Annotated in this window: 17 protein-coding genes and 1 other RNA gene; 12 read left to right on the top strand and 6 right to left on the bottom strand. The window is 66.2% G+C overall.

What is annotated here, in order from left to right; translation table 11 throughout:
• Nucleotides 1–168: 168 nt before the first annotated feature.
• Both AC1DYS_RS12505 and AC1DYS_RS12510 read left to right on the top strand, forming a co-directional pair.
• Nucleotides 169–2,013, top strand: a complete 1,845-nt coding sequence (locus tag AC1DYS_RS12505; RefSeq protein WP_477899411.1) for a serine/threonine protein kinase — start codon at nt 169–171, stop codon at nt 2,011–2,013.
• Nucleotides 2,014–2,028: 15 nt separating this feature from the next.
• Entirely contained in the window at nt 2,029–4,443 is a 2,415-nt protein-coding gene (locus AC1DYS_RS12510; RefSeq protein ID WP_477899413.1) for a protein kinase domain-containing protein, read from the top strand.
• A 26-nt stretch (nt 4,444–4,469) separates the two neighbouring features.
• Here AC1DYS_RS12510 and AC1DYS_RS12515 read toward each other — a convergent pair whose 3' ends face one another.
• Nucleotides 4,470–5,207: a Crp/Fnr family transcriptional regulator gene (locus tag AC1DYS_RS12515; protein ID WP_477899415.1), complete on the bottom strand. Its 738-nt coding sequence runs from the start codon at nt 5,205–5,207 to the stop codon at nt 4,470–4,472.
• A 140-nt stretch (nt 5,208–5,347) separates the two neighbouring features.
• On the opposite strand from AC1DYS_RS12515, the gene AC1DYS_RS12520 reads away from it, so the two are divergent.
• The 5 genes from AC1DYS_RS12520 to AC1DYS_RS12540 all read left to right on the top strand — a co-directional run bounded on the left by AC1DYS_RS12520 (nt 5,348) and on the right by AC1DYS_RS12540 (nt 7,099).
• A complete protein-coding gene (locus AC1DYS_RS12520; RefSeq protein ID WP_477899417.1) occupies nt 5,348–5,755 on the top strand; it encodes a BLUF domain-containing protein in 408 nt (135 codons plus the stop codon).
• A gap of 146 nt (nt 5,756–5,901) precedes the next feature.
• Nucleotides 5,902–6,141: a hypothetical protein gene (locus AC1DYS_RS12525; RefSeq protein WP_477899419.1), complete on the top strand. Its 240-nt coding sequence runs from the start codon at nt 5,902–5,904 to the stop codon at nt 6,139–6,141.
• A 101-nt stretch (nt 6,142–6,242) separates the two neighbouring features.
• Nucleotides 6,243–6,407, top strand: a complete 165-nt coding sequence (locus AC1DYS_RS12530) for a hypothetical protein (RefSeq protein ID WP_477899421.1) — start codon at nt 6,243–6,245, stop codon at nt 6,405–6,407.
• Nucleotides 6,404–6,676, top strand: coding sequence for a hypothetical protein (locus AC1DYS_RS12535; protein WP_477899423.1), 273 nt, complete (start codon nt 6,404–6,406; stop codon nt 6,674–6,676). Before AC1DYS_RS12530 ends, AC1DYS_RS12535 begins: the two co-directional genes overlap by 4 nt.
• A 27-nt stretch (nt 6,677–6,703) precedes the next feature.
• Nucleotides 6,704–7,099, top strand: a complete 396-nt coding sequence (locus tag AC1DYS_RS12540) for a DUF2177 family protein (protein WP_477899425.1) — start codon at nt 6,704–6,706, stop codon at nt 7,097–7,099.
• Nucleotides 7,100–7,126: 27 nt separating this feature from the next.
• On the opposite strand, the gene ffs is transcribed toward AC1DYS_RS12540, so the two are convergent.
• Both ffs and AC1DYS_RS12550 read right to left on the bottom strand, forming a co-directional pair.
• An RNA gene (gene ffs / locus AC1DYS_RS12545) (signal recognition particle sRNA small type) lies at nt 7,127–7,224 on the bottom strand.
• Nucleotides 7,225–7,280: 56 nt separating this feature from the next.
• Nucleotides 7,281–8,402: an AIR synthase-related protein gene (locus AC1DYS_RS12550; RefSeq protein ID WP_477899427.1), complete on the bottom strand. Its 1,122-nt coding sequence runs from the start codon at nt 8,400–8,402 to the stop codon at nt 7,281–7,283.
• A gap of 85 nt (nt 8,403–8,487) precedes the next feature.
• Between AC1DYS_RS12550 and dnaX the strand changes: the two genes are divergently transcribed.
• From dnaX to recR, 3 genes are read left to right on the top strand one after another with little or no spacing between them, the layout of a single operon-like run.
• A complete protein-coding gene (dnaX, locus tag AC1DYS_RS12555; RefSeq protein ID WP_477899429.1) occupies nt 8,488–10,305 on the top strand; it encodes a DNA polymerase III subunit gamma/tau in 1,818 nt (605 codons plus the stop codon).
• Nucleotides 10,306–10,323: 18 nt separating this feature from the next.
• Nucleotides 10,324–10,650: a YbaB/EbfC family nucleoid-associated protein gene (locus AC1DYS_RS12560; RefSeq protein WP_047485682.1), complete on the top strand. Its 327-nt coding sequence runs from the start codon at nt 10,324–10,326 to the stop codon at nt 10,648–10,650.
• Between the two features lie 58 nt (nt 10,651–10,708).
• Entirely contained in the window at nt 10,709–11,296 is a 588-nt protein-coding gene (gene recR, locus AC1DYS_RS12565; RefSeq protein WP_477899432.1) for a recombination mediator RecR, read from the top strand.
• Nucleotides 11,297–11,299: 3 nt separating this feature from the next.
• On the opposite strand, the gene AC1DYS_RS12570 is transcribed toward recR, so the two are convergent.
• Together AC1DYS_RS12570 and gloB are read right to left on the bottom strand one after the other, a co-directional pair.
• Nucleotides 11,300–12,841 (bottom strand): transglycosylase SLT domain-containing protein, encoded by a 1,542-nt coding sequence (locus AC1DYS_RS12570; protein WP_477899434.1) that lies wholly within the window; start codon nt 12,839–12,841, stop codon nt 11,300–11,302.
• The gene (gene gloB / locus AC1DYS_RS12575) at nt 12,838–13,611 is read right to left on the bottom strand and encodes a hydroxyacylglutathione hydrolase (RefSeq protein ID WP_477899436.1); all 774 of its coding nucleotides are present in this window, start codon (nt 13,609–13,611) and stop codon (nt 12,838–12,840) included. The genes AC1DYS_RS12570 and gloB overlap by 4 nt, the downstream gene beginning before the upstream one ends.
• On the opposite strand from gloB, the gene AC1DYS_RS12580 reads away from it, so the two are divergent.
• Together AC1DYS_RS12580 and rnhA are read left to right on the top strand one after the other, a co-directional pair.
• Nucleotides 13,610–14,470, top strand: coding sequence for a class I SAM-dependent methyltransferase (locus AC1DYS_RS12580; protein ID WP_477899438.1), 861 nt, complete (start codon nt 13,610–13,612; stop codon nt 14,468–14,470). The genes gloB and AC1DYS_RS12580 overlap by 2 nt on opposite strands.
• On the top strand, nt 14,457–14,927 hold the full coding sequence (gene rnhA, locus AC1DYS_RS12585; RefSeq protein ID WP_477899440.1) for a ribonuclease HI: 471 nt from the start codon (nt 14,457–14,459) through the stop codon (nt 14,925–14,927). Before AC1DYS_RS12580 ends, rnhA begins: the two co-directional genes overlap by 14 nt.
• Here the strand turns inward: rnhA and mobA are convergent, their stop codons facing one another.
• On the bottom strand, nt 14,928–15,536 hold the full coding sequence (gene mobA / locus AC1DYS_RS12590) for a molybdenum cofactor guanylyltransferase MobA (RefSeq protein WP_477899442.1): 609 nt from the start codon (nt 15,534–15,536) through the stop codon (nt 14,928–14,930). It lies immediately after the preceding gene.
• Nucleotides 15,537–15,539: the final 3 nt, after the last annotated feature.

The raw sequence follows: 15,539 nt of genomic DNA on the forward strand, positions 1-15,539 counted from the left end.
TTGGGGTAAGGGCGGGTTGATCCTCTTGAATGCGGGCCTCGAAAGCGCACACTGGAACTGACCGAATAAGGCCGTCTTTTCGAGCCTGATCCGCGCATTGCGTCACGCCGTGGAGTCGTCCAATCGGTGAGCGCCGCGACCTTTGCGCGGCTGTGCCCACGCGCCTCCATGCTTGAACCTGATCGCACTGCCGCCAAGCCCAACCCGACCAGAATGTTCGGTCGCTTCGAGCTGCGCCAATTGCTGGGCAAAAGCGATCGAACGATGGCGTGGCTGGCGTTCGACCCGCGCTCGGCGCAAGAACTGATCCTCACCTTGCCCCGTGTGCAGCCGGTCAATGCCGAGGCGGTGGAACGCTGGCTTGCCGACGCCCGGCACGCAGCACGCCTCAACCACCCAAACCTGGCCCATGTCGTCGAAGTCGGCGTGCAGGACCACTGGCCCTGCATCGCCGTCGACCGCGCCCTCGGCCTCACGCTCGGCGAACGCCTGGCCGCTCAGCGCCAATTGCCACCCGAAGAAGCGGTGGGTTGGCTTATCCAATTGCTAGAGGGGCTGGCCTTCGTCCACGATGCCGGCTTGTCCCACGGCGACCTTCAGTTGCACCAGGTGCTGGTGAGCGAGCAGGGCACGGTGCGACTGATGGCCGTCGGCGCCAGCCCCAGTGCAGCGGCTCATGCCGAGCCGACCAACGACCGGGCGATGCCGCTCGACCCCAACCGCCTTCGCCATGCCCGCCAGGCCGGCGTGCGCGACGTGCTTGCCGCCGGCATCCTGCTGCACCAGATGCTGGGTGGCACGCCGGTGCTCGACGAGCCCGACACTGGCCGCGTGATCGACCGCCTGCCGCCGCAAGGCCGCGAGCTGGTTCGCCTGCCGTGGACCACGCCGCAGCCGGTGCCCGAAGCGTTGCGCGCCATCGCCAACCGCACCACCACCTCACAAGAGCGCCAGCGCTATCACAACGCCAGAACCTTGCTGGCCGCACTCAACGGCTGGCGAGAAACTGCAGCGCAAGACAACGGCGGCGCACTCGCCTTGCTGATCGACCGCCTGCGCACCGTGGGCCACCTGCCTGCCGCCCCCGGTGTGGGTGCGCGAGTCGCGCGGCTGGCCGTGGCCGAGGGCCAGCGCACCGACGAGATGGCAGAGCAGATCCTGCAGGACATGGGGCTCAGCTTCGAGCTCTTGCGCACGGTGAATTCGGCGCAGGTGCAGGGCACCCAGATAGCAGGCAACGGGCCGGTTCTCACGATCCGCCGCGCCGTTGCACTCGTGGGGCTGAAGGGCGTGCGCCAGGCGGCGGCGTCTTTGCGCGCTTGGCCTGGCCCGTTGTCCGAACTACATGCGACCGCCTTGCAGCGCCTGATGGAGCGGGTGCGCCTGGCGGGCCATGCCGCACAGGCTTTGCGGCCTGCCGGCTACGACCCGGAGGTCGTTTACCTTATCGCCATCCTGCAGAACCTCGGGCGCCTGATGGTGCAGTACCACTTCCCTGAAGAGGCCGAGCAGATCCGCCAGCTGATGCAGAGCCAGCCGGCAGCACAACCCGGCGAACCCGAGCTGGCCGGCATGACCGAAGAGGCGGCCGCTTTTGCCGTGCTGGGTGTCGACATCGAATCGCTGGGAGCTGCCGTTGCCAAGCACTGGGGCCTCACCGACGAGGTGCTGCACATGGTGCGCCGCTTGCCGGTCAACCACCCCGTGCGCGTGGCCGACAGTGACGGCGACATGCTGCGCATTGCCGCCAGCGCGGCCAACGAAGCGGTCGACGTGATCACCCAGCTGCCACCGACCCGTGTTGCTGCGGGTCTGGCGCATGTGGCGCAGCGCTATGCGCGCTCCCTGTCGATCACCGTCAAGGACATCAGCGAAGGGCTGCAGGCTGCGCGCGGCAGCTTGCAAAACAATGCGCCGGCGCGCGTTCCGCAGCCACCGGCCCGTGAAGACGTGGCGCAGGGAGAACCCGGCACCACCGAGTTCTCGGCCTTGCTCGCTTCACGCAACCGCTGAGGTCGACAAACCGCCATGCCATCGGCATCCGTCGACACCCTGGGTCGTTTCGAGCTGCGCAGAAAACTCGGCGAAGGCGCACAGGCCACCGTGTGGCTGGCATTCGACCCCCGCCTCGAGCGAGAGGTGGCCGTCAAGCTGATGCGTGTGGGCGCCAATGCGCTGGCGGTCGACCAGTGGCTGCAAGAGGCGCGTAGCGTGAGCCGCCTTAACCACCCGCACATCGTGCCGGTGTTCGAGGCCGACGTGCACAACCAGCAGCCCTACCTGGTGTTCGAGTACGTGCCCGGCCCCACGCTCACGGCGCACTTGCGCGCTCGTGGCGCCATGCCGGCGCGCGAGGCAGTCGAGATGATGGTTGGCGTGCTGGATGCACTGCAGGTGGCGCACGCTGCCGGTGTGGTGCACCGCGACCTGAAGCCCTCGAACATCCTCGTCGACGGCAGTGGCCGCGCGCGCGTGATGGACTTCGGCATTGCCGCGCGGGTGAACGACCAGGCCAGCCAGCAGCAGGTGGTCGGCACGCCCGGCTACATGTCGCCCGAGGCCACGCATGGCATGAAGCCGTCGCCAGGGATGGACGTGTTCGCGGCCGGCATGGTGCTCGCCGAGATGCTCTCGGGCAGGCAGCTCCTCGCCGAGAAAGACCCGTACCGCGCGATGTACCGCGTGGCGCACGAGGACCTCGCGTTGCCGGCGGGCATGGCGCCCGAAGTCGATGACGCCTTGAGCGCCATCGTGCTTCGCAGCCTGGCGAGGGACACGTCCAAGCGCCATGCGAGCGCTGCCGAGTTGCGCGACGCGCTGCAGCAATGGCTTGCGCCCGCCGTGGTCGAGGCGGCAGCGGGAAGCAGCAGCGGCACGCTTGAGTTCCTGCTGCGCCGCATGCGGCATAAGACCGACTTCCCGGCGCTGTCAGATTCGGTGGGGCGCATCCAGCGTGTCGCGAATTCCGAGAACGAAAGCCTTGCCAGTTTGTCAGGCGAGATCCTGAAAGACGTGGCGCTGACCAACAAGCTCCTGCGCATGGTCAACACCGCGCGCTACAGCCATGCGGGCGGCGGCAGCATCAGCACGGTCTCGCGGGCCGTGGCGCTGATCGGCTTTGCCGGCATCCGCAACATGGCCTTGAGCCTGGTGCTGCTGGAGCACATGCACGACAAGGCGCACGCCAACCTGCTGAAGGAAGAGTTCCTGCGTTCGCTGATGGCCGGCTCGCTGGCGAGCGAACTGTTCGGCGCCGAACGCGAAGGCGAAGAAGCCTTCATCGGTGCGATGTTCCAGAACCTCGGGCGCTTGCTGACCGAGTTTTACTTTCCCGAAGAAGCACGCCAGGTGCGCAGCCTAGTCGCGGCCGCCATCGCCAAGGTACCGGCAACCGCGCGCAACACGAACCACGAGCACGCTGTGTCGATCTCCGTGCTGGGGCTGAGTTTCGAAGAACTGGGCCTCGGCGTGGCCAAGACCTGGGGCCTCCCTGACGGCCTGCAGCGCTGCATGCGCAAACCTACTGGCGATCCACCGAACCGCCTCTGCGACAAGGCCGATCGCGCCCTGTGGGTCGCCGTCGCAGCCAACGAGGTGACCGACGCGCTGATGAAGGCCGAGCCCGGCCGTGCGAGCGCTGCCGTGGCGGCCGTCGCCGAGCGCTACACCAAGTCGCTCGGCATCACCGCACGAGACATGCAGGCCGCTGCCGTGCTGGCGCAGCAGCGCTTGAGTGAACTGGCGCAGGCCATGAACCTGCACGCGCAGCCCGGCTCGCCGATGCAACGCCTGCTGGTTCAGCCCGGCAACGGCACGGCCGCCCACGTCGAGCACGACAGCCTGACCGAGCATGCGCTGCACGCGACGATGCCGGTGCCCCGCGATCCCGAGCCCACCGGCGAAGCCTTCGATCACCAGGCCGCCATCAACATGCTGGCCGCGGGCATCCAGGACATCACCAACACGATGGTCGAGGACTTCAAGCTCAACGAAGTGCTGCGCATGATCCTCGAGACCATGCTGCGAGCGCTGGCCTTTCGCCGCATCATCTTCTGCCTACGCGACCCGAAGACCGAGTCGCTGACAGGCCGCTTCGGGCTCGGTGACGGTGCGGAACTGCTGTCGCCGAAGTTCAAGGTGCCGCTGAAGCCTGCAGCCGGCGCGCCCGTCGATCTGTTCGCGGCCGTCTGCACCAAGGGCGCGGACACCTTGATTGCAGATGCCACGGTCGCGCAGATCGCCGGCCGGCTGCCGGCCTGGTACCGGCAGGCCGTCAACGCACCGGCCTTCTTGCTGTTGCCCTTGATGATGAAGGGCGCGCCGTTCGCATTGATCTATGCCGACAAGGCCCAGCCCGGCGCCATCGAGTTGGCTGAGAAGGAACTTTCGCTCTTGCGGACTTTGCGCAACCAGGCCGTGATGGCGTTCAAGCAGGCCAGTTGATCAGCGAAGGCGCCGCAGCGCGCCTCTCAGACGAGCGGGCGGGGCGCGGGCTTGCCGTCGCCGTAGAGGTCGGCGGTACGTGCGAGGGCCTTGCCGTCTTTCATGAACAGCAGCCCGTTCTCGATGTGATGCAGGCCACGGCGCTCGAGCTTGCGCAGCGTCTTGTTGGTGTGCACCAGCGACAGACCCAGCGCGTCGGCGATGTGCTGCTGCGTCAGCGGGAACGGCACGCCGCCTTCGCCGCCATCAGGCAGCATGGCGGCCGAGCGCTTGAACAGCACGATCAGCAAGGCGGCGATGCGCTCTTCAGCGTTGCGCCGGCCGACGGACAGCAGGCTGTCGTCGACCACCGACTGCTCCTGCGCGGTGAGCCAGGTGAGGTTGAACCCCATCGCAGGCTGGCTGCGGTGGAGTTCCCACAAGGCGTCGCGCGAGAACACGCACAGTTGCACGTCGCTCAGCGCCTGCACGCCGTGCGACAGCGCTTCGGACATCTTCTGCTGAACGCCGATGAAGTCGCCGGGCAGTAGGAAGTTGAGGATCTGCCGGCGCCCGTCCGTCAGCGTCTTGAAGCGGAAGGCCCAGCCGGCCCACAGCGTGTAGAGCAGGGCGTCCGACTGGCCCTCGTGGATGATGGCCTGTCCGGCCGCCACGTTGATCTGGCCGCGCTTGAGCGACTGAATCAACGCCAGTTGCTCGGGCGAATGGGGAATGAACAGGTCGAGCGTTCGCAGCGGGCAGTCTTTGCAGGCCACGGGAGTCATGCTTCTCCCTCCTTGGGGGTCACCGATGGGGCGCAAGTATGTGCGATCTGTGTAGGGCTGACGTTATGTCATTAGACACAGTGGATCGCCCAAGCACGGGCTAGATTCTGTGGCTTCGCGGCCGAACCACTCTCCCATCCATGTCGACTGGCGATCCTGTTTCTTCCGTTCTGTGGCTCAGCCGGCTCTGTCCGGCGTCCGACTTGAGTGTCGTGAAACAGATATGGCATGCCACTCGCCTGCGCAACGAGAGCCTGGGTCTCACCGGGGCGATGATCTTCGACGGCGAGCGATTCTGCGAGTTCCTCGAAGGCCACGTGCATGACATATCTGCCGTGCACCGGGACGTCGAGTTCGACCCTCAACACCTCGACCTTCGCGTGCTTCACGTGTCGCTGGAGACGGCGCCACGTCGGCTGGGCGGGTGGCGCACGGGTTATTGCGAGAGCTACGAGTTCGATGTCTTCACTGGGGAAGACGGCTTGCAGGGCGATGCAGCGGTGTCCGCGTTCATCGCCATGCTCCCGCGCTGCAGCCTGTCGCCTTAGCCCCTTCCGCGCGCCAGGATTCGGTCAGACGCTTCCTACCCGTTGCGGGCTCCTGATCCGACCGCGTCTCGCGCGCGGCACCGGTGGTGACTGCCACCCGCTGAGCCTATCGTTGCGTTCCACGTTTACTCCAACAGGAGACGATCATGGGATCAACGAAGCCAGACACCCCCTCCAAATCCGACAGCAAGGTTCAAGGCGAAGGCGACTACGAAGCTGCCCGCCGTTATGACGAGGCTGCACGCGGTTTTGCACAGTCCGGAAAGGTAGAGCCTGCTGCGCGCAAGGCTGCGCCGCGCGACGCTCAAGAAGCCAAGGAGATCGAAAAGGCCGAGGACATCGGCAAGTCACGCAGCAAGGGCGAAGACCCCGGAGACGCCCGGTGAGCGGACGGCCTCCGGGCGAGACGCGTTCGGCAACGGCAACCGGGGCCAAACCCCGCTTGCCACACGAGCACGACGAATCTTCAGACAGCCAGACCAGCCACGTGCGTCCTGTCATCAAGCAAGCCCATGACGATGTCGCCTCCGGCAAGGTCAGTACGGATCGCGATGCGCCGATGCAGGACACCTACGAACGTCAAAAAGACGGTTCCGCCACTGGCAATGACACCATCAAGAACACCGGTAAAAGAAAAGGCGAGAGCACGTGAGCGCCCAACTTACTGAAACAGACAACGACCGCCATCAACACACCGCCAGATACCTCATCCTGCTGAAGGACGAAACGGCTCAACGGGCCCTGCTGTTCGGCGGTGACCATCGTTACCTCACCGAACTGATCGACGACGATGGATTGGTGCTCGAGAACCTGATCCGCTTCGGCACGGCCTGCTTGCCACCGGGAGATCTGGTGCTCGATGCCGTGATCTCCCAGGCGGCAGCGCAGCCCATCAACATGCGATGCTTTGCGCTTGGCTGAGCCCAGCCGCCACCGCCAAGAATCTGCATGACCCGCTATCTCATTGCTTACCTCGCCGTTGCTGTCGCGCTCGTCGCGCTCGACATGCTGTGGCTGCGGGGCATCGCCACCGACTGGTACCAGCAAGGCATCGGCCATCTGATGGCGCCGCAAGCCAAGCTCACCGCGGCTGCGCTGTTCTACCTCTTGTACCCGGTCGGCCTGATCATCTTCGCGGTGTCGCCAAGTCTGCTGAGTCCTTGGTGGAAGGCTGCGGGCTTGGGTGCCATGTTCGGTTTCTTTGCGTACGCCACCTATGACCTCAGCAACCTCGCCACCTTGAAAGACTGGCCGCTGGGCCTGTCGGTGATCGACATGGCATGGGGCAGCGTGGTGAGCGGTGTCTCCGCCGTGGCGGGACGCGCGGCAGCCAATGCGTTTTGAACGCTGGCTGCGGCAAGAGGGATTGGGGTTGACGAGCCTTACCCCCGGCACTGGTTGCAACGCTTAGGGCTGCTTGGTTCCCCACCTGACCCGGTTGGGCGCGCTTCCATGCGGGGAGGCCCGTCAACGCGGATTGTAGGTGACGGATTCGATCAGTCCGTCGCGCGGGGTCATCGGAAATTCAGCGCAGCTGCAGTGCGTCGTCACCGAACTCGATGCCTAGCGGCTCGATGATCAGCTTCTTCGGGCCGGCTTCAACGCGGCCTGCCACGAGGGCCTTGATGCCTTGCGCTTCGGCCACGGCGACCGTGCGCTCTGCATCTTCGGCTTTCACGAACAGAGCAAAGCCGGCGCCCATATTGAGCGTGCTGTAGGCCTCTTGGTCGTCTTGCCTGGCGTGCTGCTGGATGAACTTCAGCACAGGCGTCACCTCGGGCACGGTGTGGATGCGGTAGGTGTGTGTGGCGGGGTGGCGCAGTAGTTTGCGCCAGCCGTGGCCGGTGATGTTGGCGCAGTAGCGCGGCATGATGCCGGCCTTGTAGAGCGCCTCGGTGACCGGCGAATACAGCACGGTGGGGGCGAGCAGCGCATCGCCATAGCTCAACCCCGGCTGTACTTCCGTCAGGTAGCCCTGCGGCAGGCGCTCGACGAGCTTGCGCGCGAGGCTCAGCCCGTTGGCGTGGATGCCACTGGAGGCCAGCAGCACGATGGCGTCGCCCGGTGCCAGTTGGTCACCGACCGACAGGCGCTCCTTCGGGTTGATGAGGCCAGTGCAGCTGGCTGCGAGGTCGATGCGGCCGTCAGCCACGATGCCGGCAAGCGCCGGGGTTTCGCCGCCGCCCCAGGCCACGCTGCAGACGTCGCAGGCGCGTTTCCAGCCCGCCACCAGGGCCTGCGCACGCTGCGCGTCGGAGAACCAGTCGGACCCGCCCGCGGCCCAATAGGCCTGCACCACCAGCGGCGTGGCGCCCACGGTGATGAGGTCATTGATGGCCATCGCGATGGTGTCTTGCGCAATGCTGTCGTAGTAGCTCTTGCCGGTGAGCGCCTTCATCTCGTCCGCCACCAACGACTTGGAGCCGAGGCACTCGACGATGGAGGCGATATAGAACGGGCCCACGTCGACCACGTAGGCCGATTCGCCGCGCGAGGCTTCGACCTCGCTGAAACCATGCGCCGACAGGTGCGTGCCGGTCTGCTTGGCGGCGCGCTGGGCTGCCACTTTCAGCGGATCGATCAGGTCGTAGTTGACGCCGGCCTGTTCGTAGCTGAGGGTGCTGTGCTTGTCTGGCGTGGGGTTCATCGAGAAAGGGGCCGTGAGGGAGGGCCAAGCGTGCAAAAGCGGGATTATCCGGCAGTCGCTCGGTGCCGACTTATAGAATCGCCGGATGTCTTACCTCGTGCTGGCCCGCAAGTACCGATCTCGCGACTTCGAAGCGCTGGTCGGCCAGGAGCATGTGGTCAAAGCGCTGACGAATGCACTGACGCAGCAGCGCCTGCACCATGCCTACCTGTTCACCGGCACGCGCGGCGTGGGCAAGACCTCGGTCTCACGCATTCTCGCCAAGGCGCTCAACTGCACCGGGCCCGATGGCGCCGGCGGCATCACCGCCCAACCCTGCGGCGTGTGCGATGCCTGCCGCGACATCGACAGCGGCCGCTTCGTCGACTACGTAGAACTCGATGCCGCCTCCAACCGCGGCGTGGAAGAAATCTCTCAACTGCTCGACCAGGCCGTCTACAAGCCGGTGGTGGGCCGCTTCAAGGTCTACCTGATCGACGAAGTGCACATGCTGTCCAACACCGCGTTCAACGCGATGTTGAAGACACTGGAAGAGCCGCCCGAGTACCTGAAGTTCGTGCTGGCGACGACCGACCCGCAAAAGGTGCCGCCCACGGTGCTCTCCCGCTGCCTGCAATTCAACCTGCGGCCGATGGCGCCGCAGACCGTGCAGGAGCACCTGGCCACTGTGCTTGCCGCCGAGAAGATCGACGCCGAGCCCGGCGCATTGCGTTTGCTGGCGCGTGCGGCGCGTGGCTCGATGCGCGATGCCTTGTCGCTCACCGATCAGGCAATCGCCTTTGGTGCCGGCAGCTTGTCCGAGGCCGGTGTGCGGCAAATGCTCGGCGCCGTCGACCGCAGCCATGCGGTGCGCTTGGTCGAGGCGCTGGCGGCCGGGCAGGGCGCCGAGGTCATTGCTGCTGTCGACGGCTTGAGAAGCCTGGGCCTCTCGGCCACCGGCACGCTGGAAGAGATGGTCGCGCTGCTGCAGCAGATGGCCGTGTTGCAGGCCGTGCCCGATGCGCTCGACGAGAGCGACCCCGACGCACCCACGGCTGCGCGTCTGGCTGGTTTGCTGGCGCCCGACGAGACACAGTTCCTGTACAGCATCGTGCTGCATGGTCGTGCAGAGCTGGGCTTGGCGCCCGATGAATACAGCGGCCTCGTGATGGTGCTGCTGCGCATGCTGGCGTTCCGGCCGGGGGGCGTGGCCACCGCTCCCCAGCGCAGCATGCCGACGACGAGCGCGAAGCCCGCCGCTGCAGCGCCGGTGCTGAGCCGGCCGGCTGCCGCACCCGCAGCCCCGGCTGTGCCGGCTGTGCCGGCTCGGCCGGCCGTGGTTGCTTCAGCGCCGGTCGCTCGCGCGAGCGCGCCGGCCAGCGAGCCGCCGCCCTGGCTCGACGATGAGCCGCCGTATGAAGGCGAGGTGCTCGCCGCGGAGGTGTTGGTCCGTGAGCCCGAGCCGCAGAAGATGCAGAGGCCGCCGGCTCCGGTCCCCGCAGCCGCCGCGACCTGGGTGCCCACGCCGCTCGGCGACCGTTGGGCGGAAGTGGTGAGCCAGATGAACGAGGCCGCAAGCATTTCGGCCCTGGTGCGCGAACTCGCGATGCAGGCGCAGTGCGTGGCCATCGAAGAACAGGCGCAGCCGGCCGTGTGGCGCCTGCGCGTGGAACGCGAAACGCTGCGCACCCCGGCGCAACGCGACAAGCTGCAGGCCGCGTTGTCCGAGTTGTTGAAGCAGCCGGTGCAGCTGGAGCTGGAGGCTGGTGTAGCCAGCGACACGCCGGCGCAACGTGCCGGTGCCGAGCGTGCACGCCGCCAGAACGAAGCCGAACAGATCATTCACAACGACCCGCTGGTGCAGGCCTTGATGCAGCAGTTCAAGACGGCGCGCATCGTGCCCGGCTCGGTCAAATTTCATTGATTCGCAGGAGAAACTTTCATGATGAAGAACCAACTCGCCGGCCTGATGAAGCAGGCCCAGGCGATGCAGGACAACCTGAAGAAGGCGCAGGACGAACTCGCCAACATCGAGGTCGAAGGCCAATCGGGTGCCGGCCTGGTGAAGGTGACGATGACCTGCAAGCACGACGTGAAGCGCGTGGCCATCGACCCGAGCTTGCTCGCCGATGACAAGGACATGCTCGAAGACCTGGTGGCCGCCGCGTTCAACGACGGCATTCGCCGTGCCGAAGAGGTGTCGCAAGAGAAGATGGGCAAGCTGACTGCCGGCATGCCTTTGCCCCCGGGCATGAAGTTCCCGTTCTGATTTGTGAAGGCGTTGGTCTGCCGAGCGGGTGGTGGTGAGCGAGCGTGTAGGCAGCTTCGTGTCTGAACCCGCTCTAGACGCACTGATCGAAGCCCTGCGCCGCCTGCCCGGTGTGGGCCAGAAGTCGGCGCAGCGCATGGCCTTTCATCTGCTGCAGCACGATCGCGAAGGGGCGAGGCGCATCGCCGCGTCGTTGCAGGGTGCGGTCGACAACATCCGCCACTGCGAGCAGTGCCACACCTTCACCGAAGCGCCGGTCTGCCACACCTGCCTCGATGAAACGCGCGACCGGCGGCTGCTCTGCGTGGTCGAGACGCCCGCCGACCAGGCCGCGATGGAGCGCACCGGCAGCTACCGCGGGCTGTATTTCGTGTTGATGGGCCACCTGAGCCCGCTCGATGGTCGAGGCCCGCGCGACATCGGTTTGCAGCAGCTGCTCGACCGTGCGTCCGACGGCGAGGTCGCCGAAGTTATTGTCGCCACCAACTTCACGGCCGAAGGCGAGGCCACCGCGCATGTGCTGGCCGAAACGCTGAAATCGCGCGACGTACGCGTCACGCGACTGGCGCGTGGGGTGCCGATCGGCAGCGAGCTGGAGTACGTGGACCTGGGCACCATCGCCCACGCGCTGGTCGACCGGCGCTGAGCTTCAGCGCTTGCGGGCAGCCGCCTTGCGCTTGACGGGCTTCTTGGCCTTGCTGCTGCGTACCGAAGGCTGCTTCTGCGCGACGAACACGACGACGCTTTGGCCGGCCGCAAAGCTTGCGCCGACGGCAACCTTGTTCCACTGCGCCACCTGCGCCGCGCTCACGCGGTAGCGCTTGGCGACCGTCGCCACCGTTTCGCCCCTGCCGGCGCGGTAGGTCACTCTTCTCGGCGGCAAGGATTCTGGGACGAGCGCCATGTTGGCGTTGTCTGCCACGTGCAGGGACACGTCTTTCAGCAGGTTCTGCCCGCGTGGCACCAGCAGCGTGGAGCCAGCCCGCACCAGCATGTGCGGCGGGATCTTGTTGACCTCGCGCAGCTCGGCCTCGCTCATGCCGACCTGCTTGGCCGCTTCGCTCGGCTTCAGCGTGCGCGGAGCGACCCAGGCCGTCCAGGTGGCGAACGGACCCATGTGGGCTGCCGCATTGCGCACGAACAGGCTGGCGTTGTCGTAGGGCAGCAGCAGCTGCGGCGTGCCGGCGGCCAGGATCACCGGCCGGTTCATCTGCGGGTTGAGTGTGTAGAACTCGTCTCGGGTGATCTCGGCGAGGCGAATGGCCACGGCCACGTCGATGTCACGCTCGATCGGCACGCTCAGGAAGTAAGGGTGATTGGCCAGCGCCGGCAGGGCGATCGAGAACGCCTCGGGCCTGAGCACCATGTTCTTCACGGCCTGCAACTTCGGCACGTAATAGGCCGTCTCGTTCGGCATGCGCAAGCTGAGGTAGTCGGTGGGCAAGCCCTTCTTCTGGTTGCGCGCGACGGCGCGCTGCACATTGCCTTCGCCCCAGTTGTAGGCGGCCAGCGCGAGGTGCCAGTCGCCGAACATCTCGTGCAGCTTGGCCAGGTAGTCGAGTGCGGCACGAGTGGACGCGAGCACGTCGCGCCGGTCATCGCGAAACACGTTCTGGCGCAGCTCGAAGTGCTTGCCGGTGGCCGGCATGAACTGCCACATGCCCGAGGCCTTGGCCGACGACACGGCCTGCGGGTTGAAGGCGCTCTCGATGAAAGGCAGCAGCGCCAGCTCAGTGGGCATGCCGCGCCGCTGCACTTCTTCGACGATGTGGAAGAGGTAGCGGCTGCCGCGTTCCGTCATGCGCTGCACGTAGTCGGGCCGCGTCGAATACCACTGCTCGCCGGTGCGCACCAATGGCGTATCGAGGTCGGGCATGGCGAAGCCACGGCGCAGGCGTTCCCACAGGTCGATGGCGGCAACCTGGGAGTTGAGATCGACCGGTTCTTCGGGCCGCAAGGGGTCGACCGGCGCGGCAGCGACGGGTGCTTCCATCGGGGCCGAAGCAGCTGCATCTGGCGCCGATGCGCTGAACGCGGGAGCCGACGCTGCGGCTGGTGGGAGATTTGCCTCGGCAATGACAGCCGGAAGGTTTGCGCTCTGGTCCGGTGGCTCGACGAGGGTGGTGCAAGCGCCCAGCAACAGGCTGAGCACCCATGCAGCGGCGAGCCGCACGATAGGAGAAGGGGTCATCTGAAGTTGTTTTTCCATTGGCGAAGCGCGGCCAGCACGTCGGTTTCGTTGTCGCTGGCGGCGCCTTGCGCCCGGGCGGCTTGCACCACCTCGGGTTGATGGCAACGCATGAAGGGGTTGATGCGCCGCTCGCGCGCAATGGAGCTGGGTAGCGTGGCTTCGCCTTGGGCCCGAAGGGCTTCGCAATGGGCGGTGTAAGCCAGCAGGTCGTCGTTGCGCGGCTCGACGGCACGCGCGAACTTTAGGTTGGACAAGGTGTATTCGTGGGCACAGCACACGCGCGTGCTGCCCGGCAGTGCAGCCAGGTGAGAGAGCGACGCATGCATTTGCGCAGGCGTGCCTTCGAAGAGCCGGCCGCAGCCGCCCGAGAACAAGGTGTCGCCGCAGAAGAGGATGGGCGCTTCACCGTCAAGCGGCGCGTGGAAGTAGGCGATGTGGCCGGCCGTGTGGCCGGGCACGTCGATCACGTCGAATCGGCAGCCCAGCAGTTCAACGTGGTCGCCGCCGTTCAGCGGCGTGCAGGGTTGGGGAATGTCTTCACGTGCCGGCCCGAAGACGGGGCCTTGCAGGCGGGGGCGCAAGGCTGAAAGACCGCCGACATGATCGGCGTGATGGTGGGTCACTAGAATCCCTGCGAGCACCAGGCCTTGCGCATCGAGCGCTTGCTCCACCGGTGCCGATTCCCCCGGATCGACGACGAGTGCCTGCCGGCCATCGTGAAGCATCCAGATGTAGTTGTCGGTGAAGGCAGGCAGTGCAACGAGGTTCATGGCGCAATTCGGCGGGATTATAGGTTTGGCCCCCTGGCTGAAAACGCCGCCCGGCCGCTACCTTCTGGCTTGGGAGCAAGCGCAGTTGGACCGGTGCGTGGCCGACATGTTCGGCTTCCACGCACTGCAGCTGGGCTTGCCCGAACTCGACGCTCTGCGTGCCAACCGCATGCCGCATCGCTGGTTGGCGGTGGATCAACAGGCTCCGGCGATGGACTCGATGCCAGCGCCCGAAGTTCCCAGCGATTCGGACTCCACCTTGCCCGCGCCAACCACGCGAGCCATCATGCTGCAGTGCGATTTCGACGCCTTGCCTTTCGACAGCCAAAGCCTGGACCTGATCGTGCTGCCGCATTCGCTGGAGCTTGCGCGTGACCCGCACCTGGCTTTGCGTGAAGTGGAGCGTGTGCTGGTGCCCGAAGGCCGCGTTGTCATCATCGGCTTCAACCCCGGCAGCCTGTGGGCATTGAGGCAGCGGCTGGGCCGCATGGTGCGCGGCATTGGCCTGCGGGTCGGCCACCCCCTCTTCATGCCGAGTCAAGGCGACTTCATCGGCTATTGGCGCATGCGCGACTGGCTGCGCCTGCTCAGCTTCGAAGTGGAAGAAGGGCGCTTCGGCTGTTATCGTCCGCCGCTTTCGTCCGACCCCTGGCTGGCCCGTTTCGAATGGATGGAGCGCACCGGCGACCGCTGGTGGCCGGTGCTCGGCGCCGTCTACCAGCTCGTTGCTGTCAAACGCGTGCGAGGCATGCGGCTGGTGGGCCTGGTGCGCCGCCAACGCCTGGCGACCAAAGCAGCCCCCGCGGTGGTGAGCAGCCATCGCAATCACAAGATCTTGCAGACCCATGACATCGACTGAACCCCGACCGACCATCCAACGCCCAGCCGTCACCATCTACACCGACGGTGCCTGCAAGGGCAACCCCGGGCCCGGCGGCTGGGGTGCCTGGCTGAGCACGGGCGAGCACGAGAAGGAACTGTTCGGCGGCGAGAACCCGACCACGAACAACCGCATGGAACTCACTGCGGTGATCGAGGCGCTGACCTCGCTCAAGCGCAGCTGTGACGTGATCGTCTACACCGACAGCCAGTACGTGCGCCAAGGCATCACGGAATGGATTCACGGCTGGAAGACGCGCGGCTGGAAGACGGCCGACAAGAAGCCGGTGAAGAACGCTGATTTGTGGCAACGGCTAGATGCGCTGCGCAGCCTGCACCACGTGGACTGGCGCTGGGTGAAGGGCCATGCCGGCGACCCCGGCAACGAGCGCGCTGATGCGCTCGCCAACCGTGGCGTGACGTCGGCCTCGGCGTGATCAGCGCGGCGGCGCCTGCAGCGCTGCCAACTCGTCCGGCGTGTTGACGTTGGCAAACGCCACGGCGTCGGCGAACACCACCTCGGCACGGCGCTGCTTGGCAGTCCAGCGTTCGATCTTGCGCTGGCCGGACTCCATGTAGCTCTGCAAGCTGGCTTGCAGTTCGCGCTTCATCAGGCAGAAGACGGGTTCGAGCTTGATCTCGCCACCACGCCGCGTGGCGGCGACAGCGACGTCCGCCGCCTCGTCTTGCAGCGCCTGCCAGAGGCGCTGCACTAGGTCGAGCGGCATTCGTGGGCTGTCGCAGGGAACGGTGACGAGGTAGGGCGTTTCGCAACGCGCCAAGCCGGCGAGGAAACCAGCCAGCGGGCCTTCATGGCCGGAACTCGACGGCTCATCGGCCCACACGGGCACGCCCATGCGTTCGTAAATCTCGAGGTTGCGGTTGGCGCTGATCATCATGCGGCCCACCTGCGGCGCGAGTCGCTGGAGCGCGTGCTGGGCGAGAGGCAAGCCTTCGAAGGCTTGCAGGCCCTTGTCGACACCGCCCAGGCGGCTGCCCTGGCCGCCGGCAAGGATCAGGCCGGTGATCTGGGCACGATCCAGCAAGAT

Source organism: Rhizobacter sp. P2_G4 (assembly GCF_056403575.1).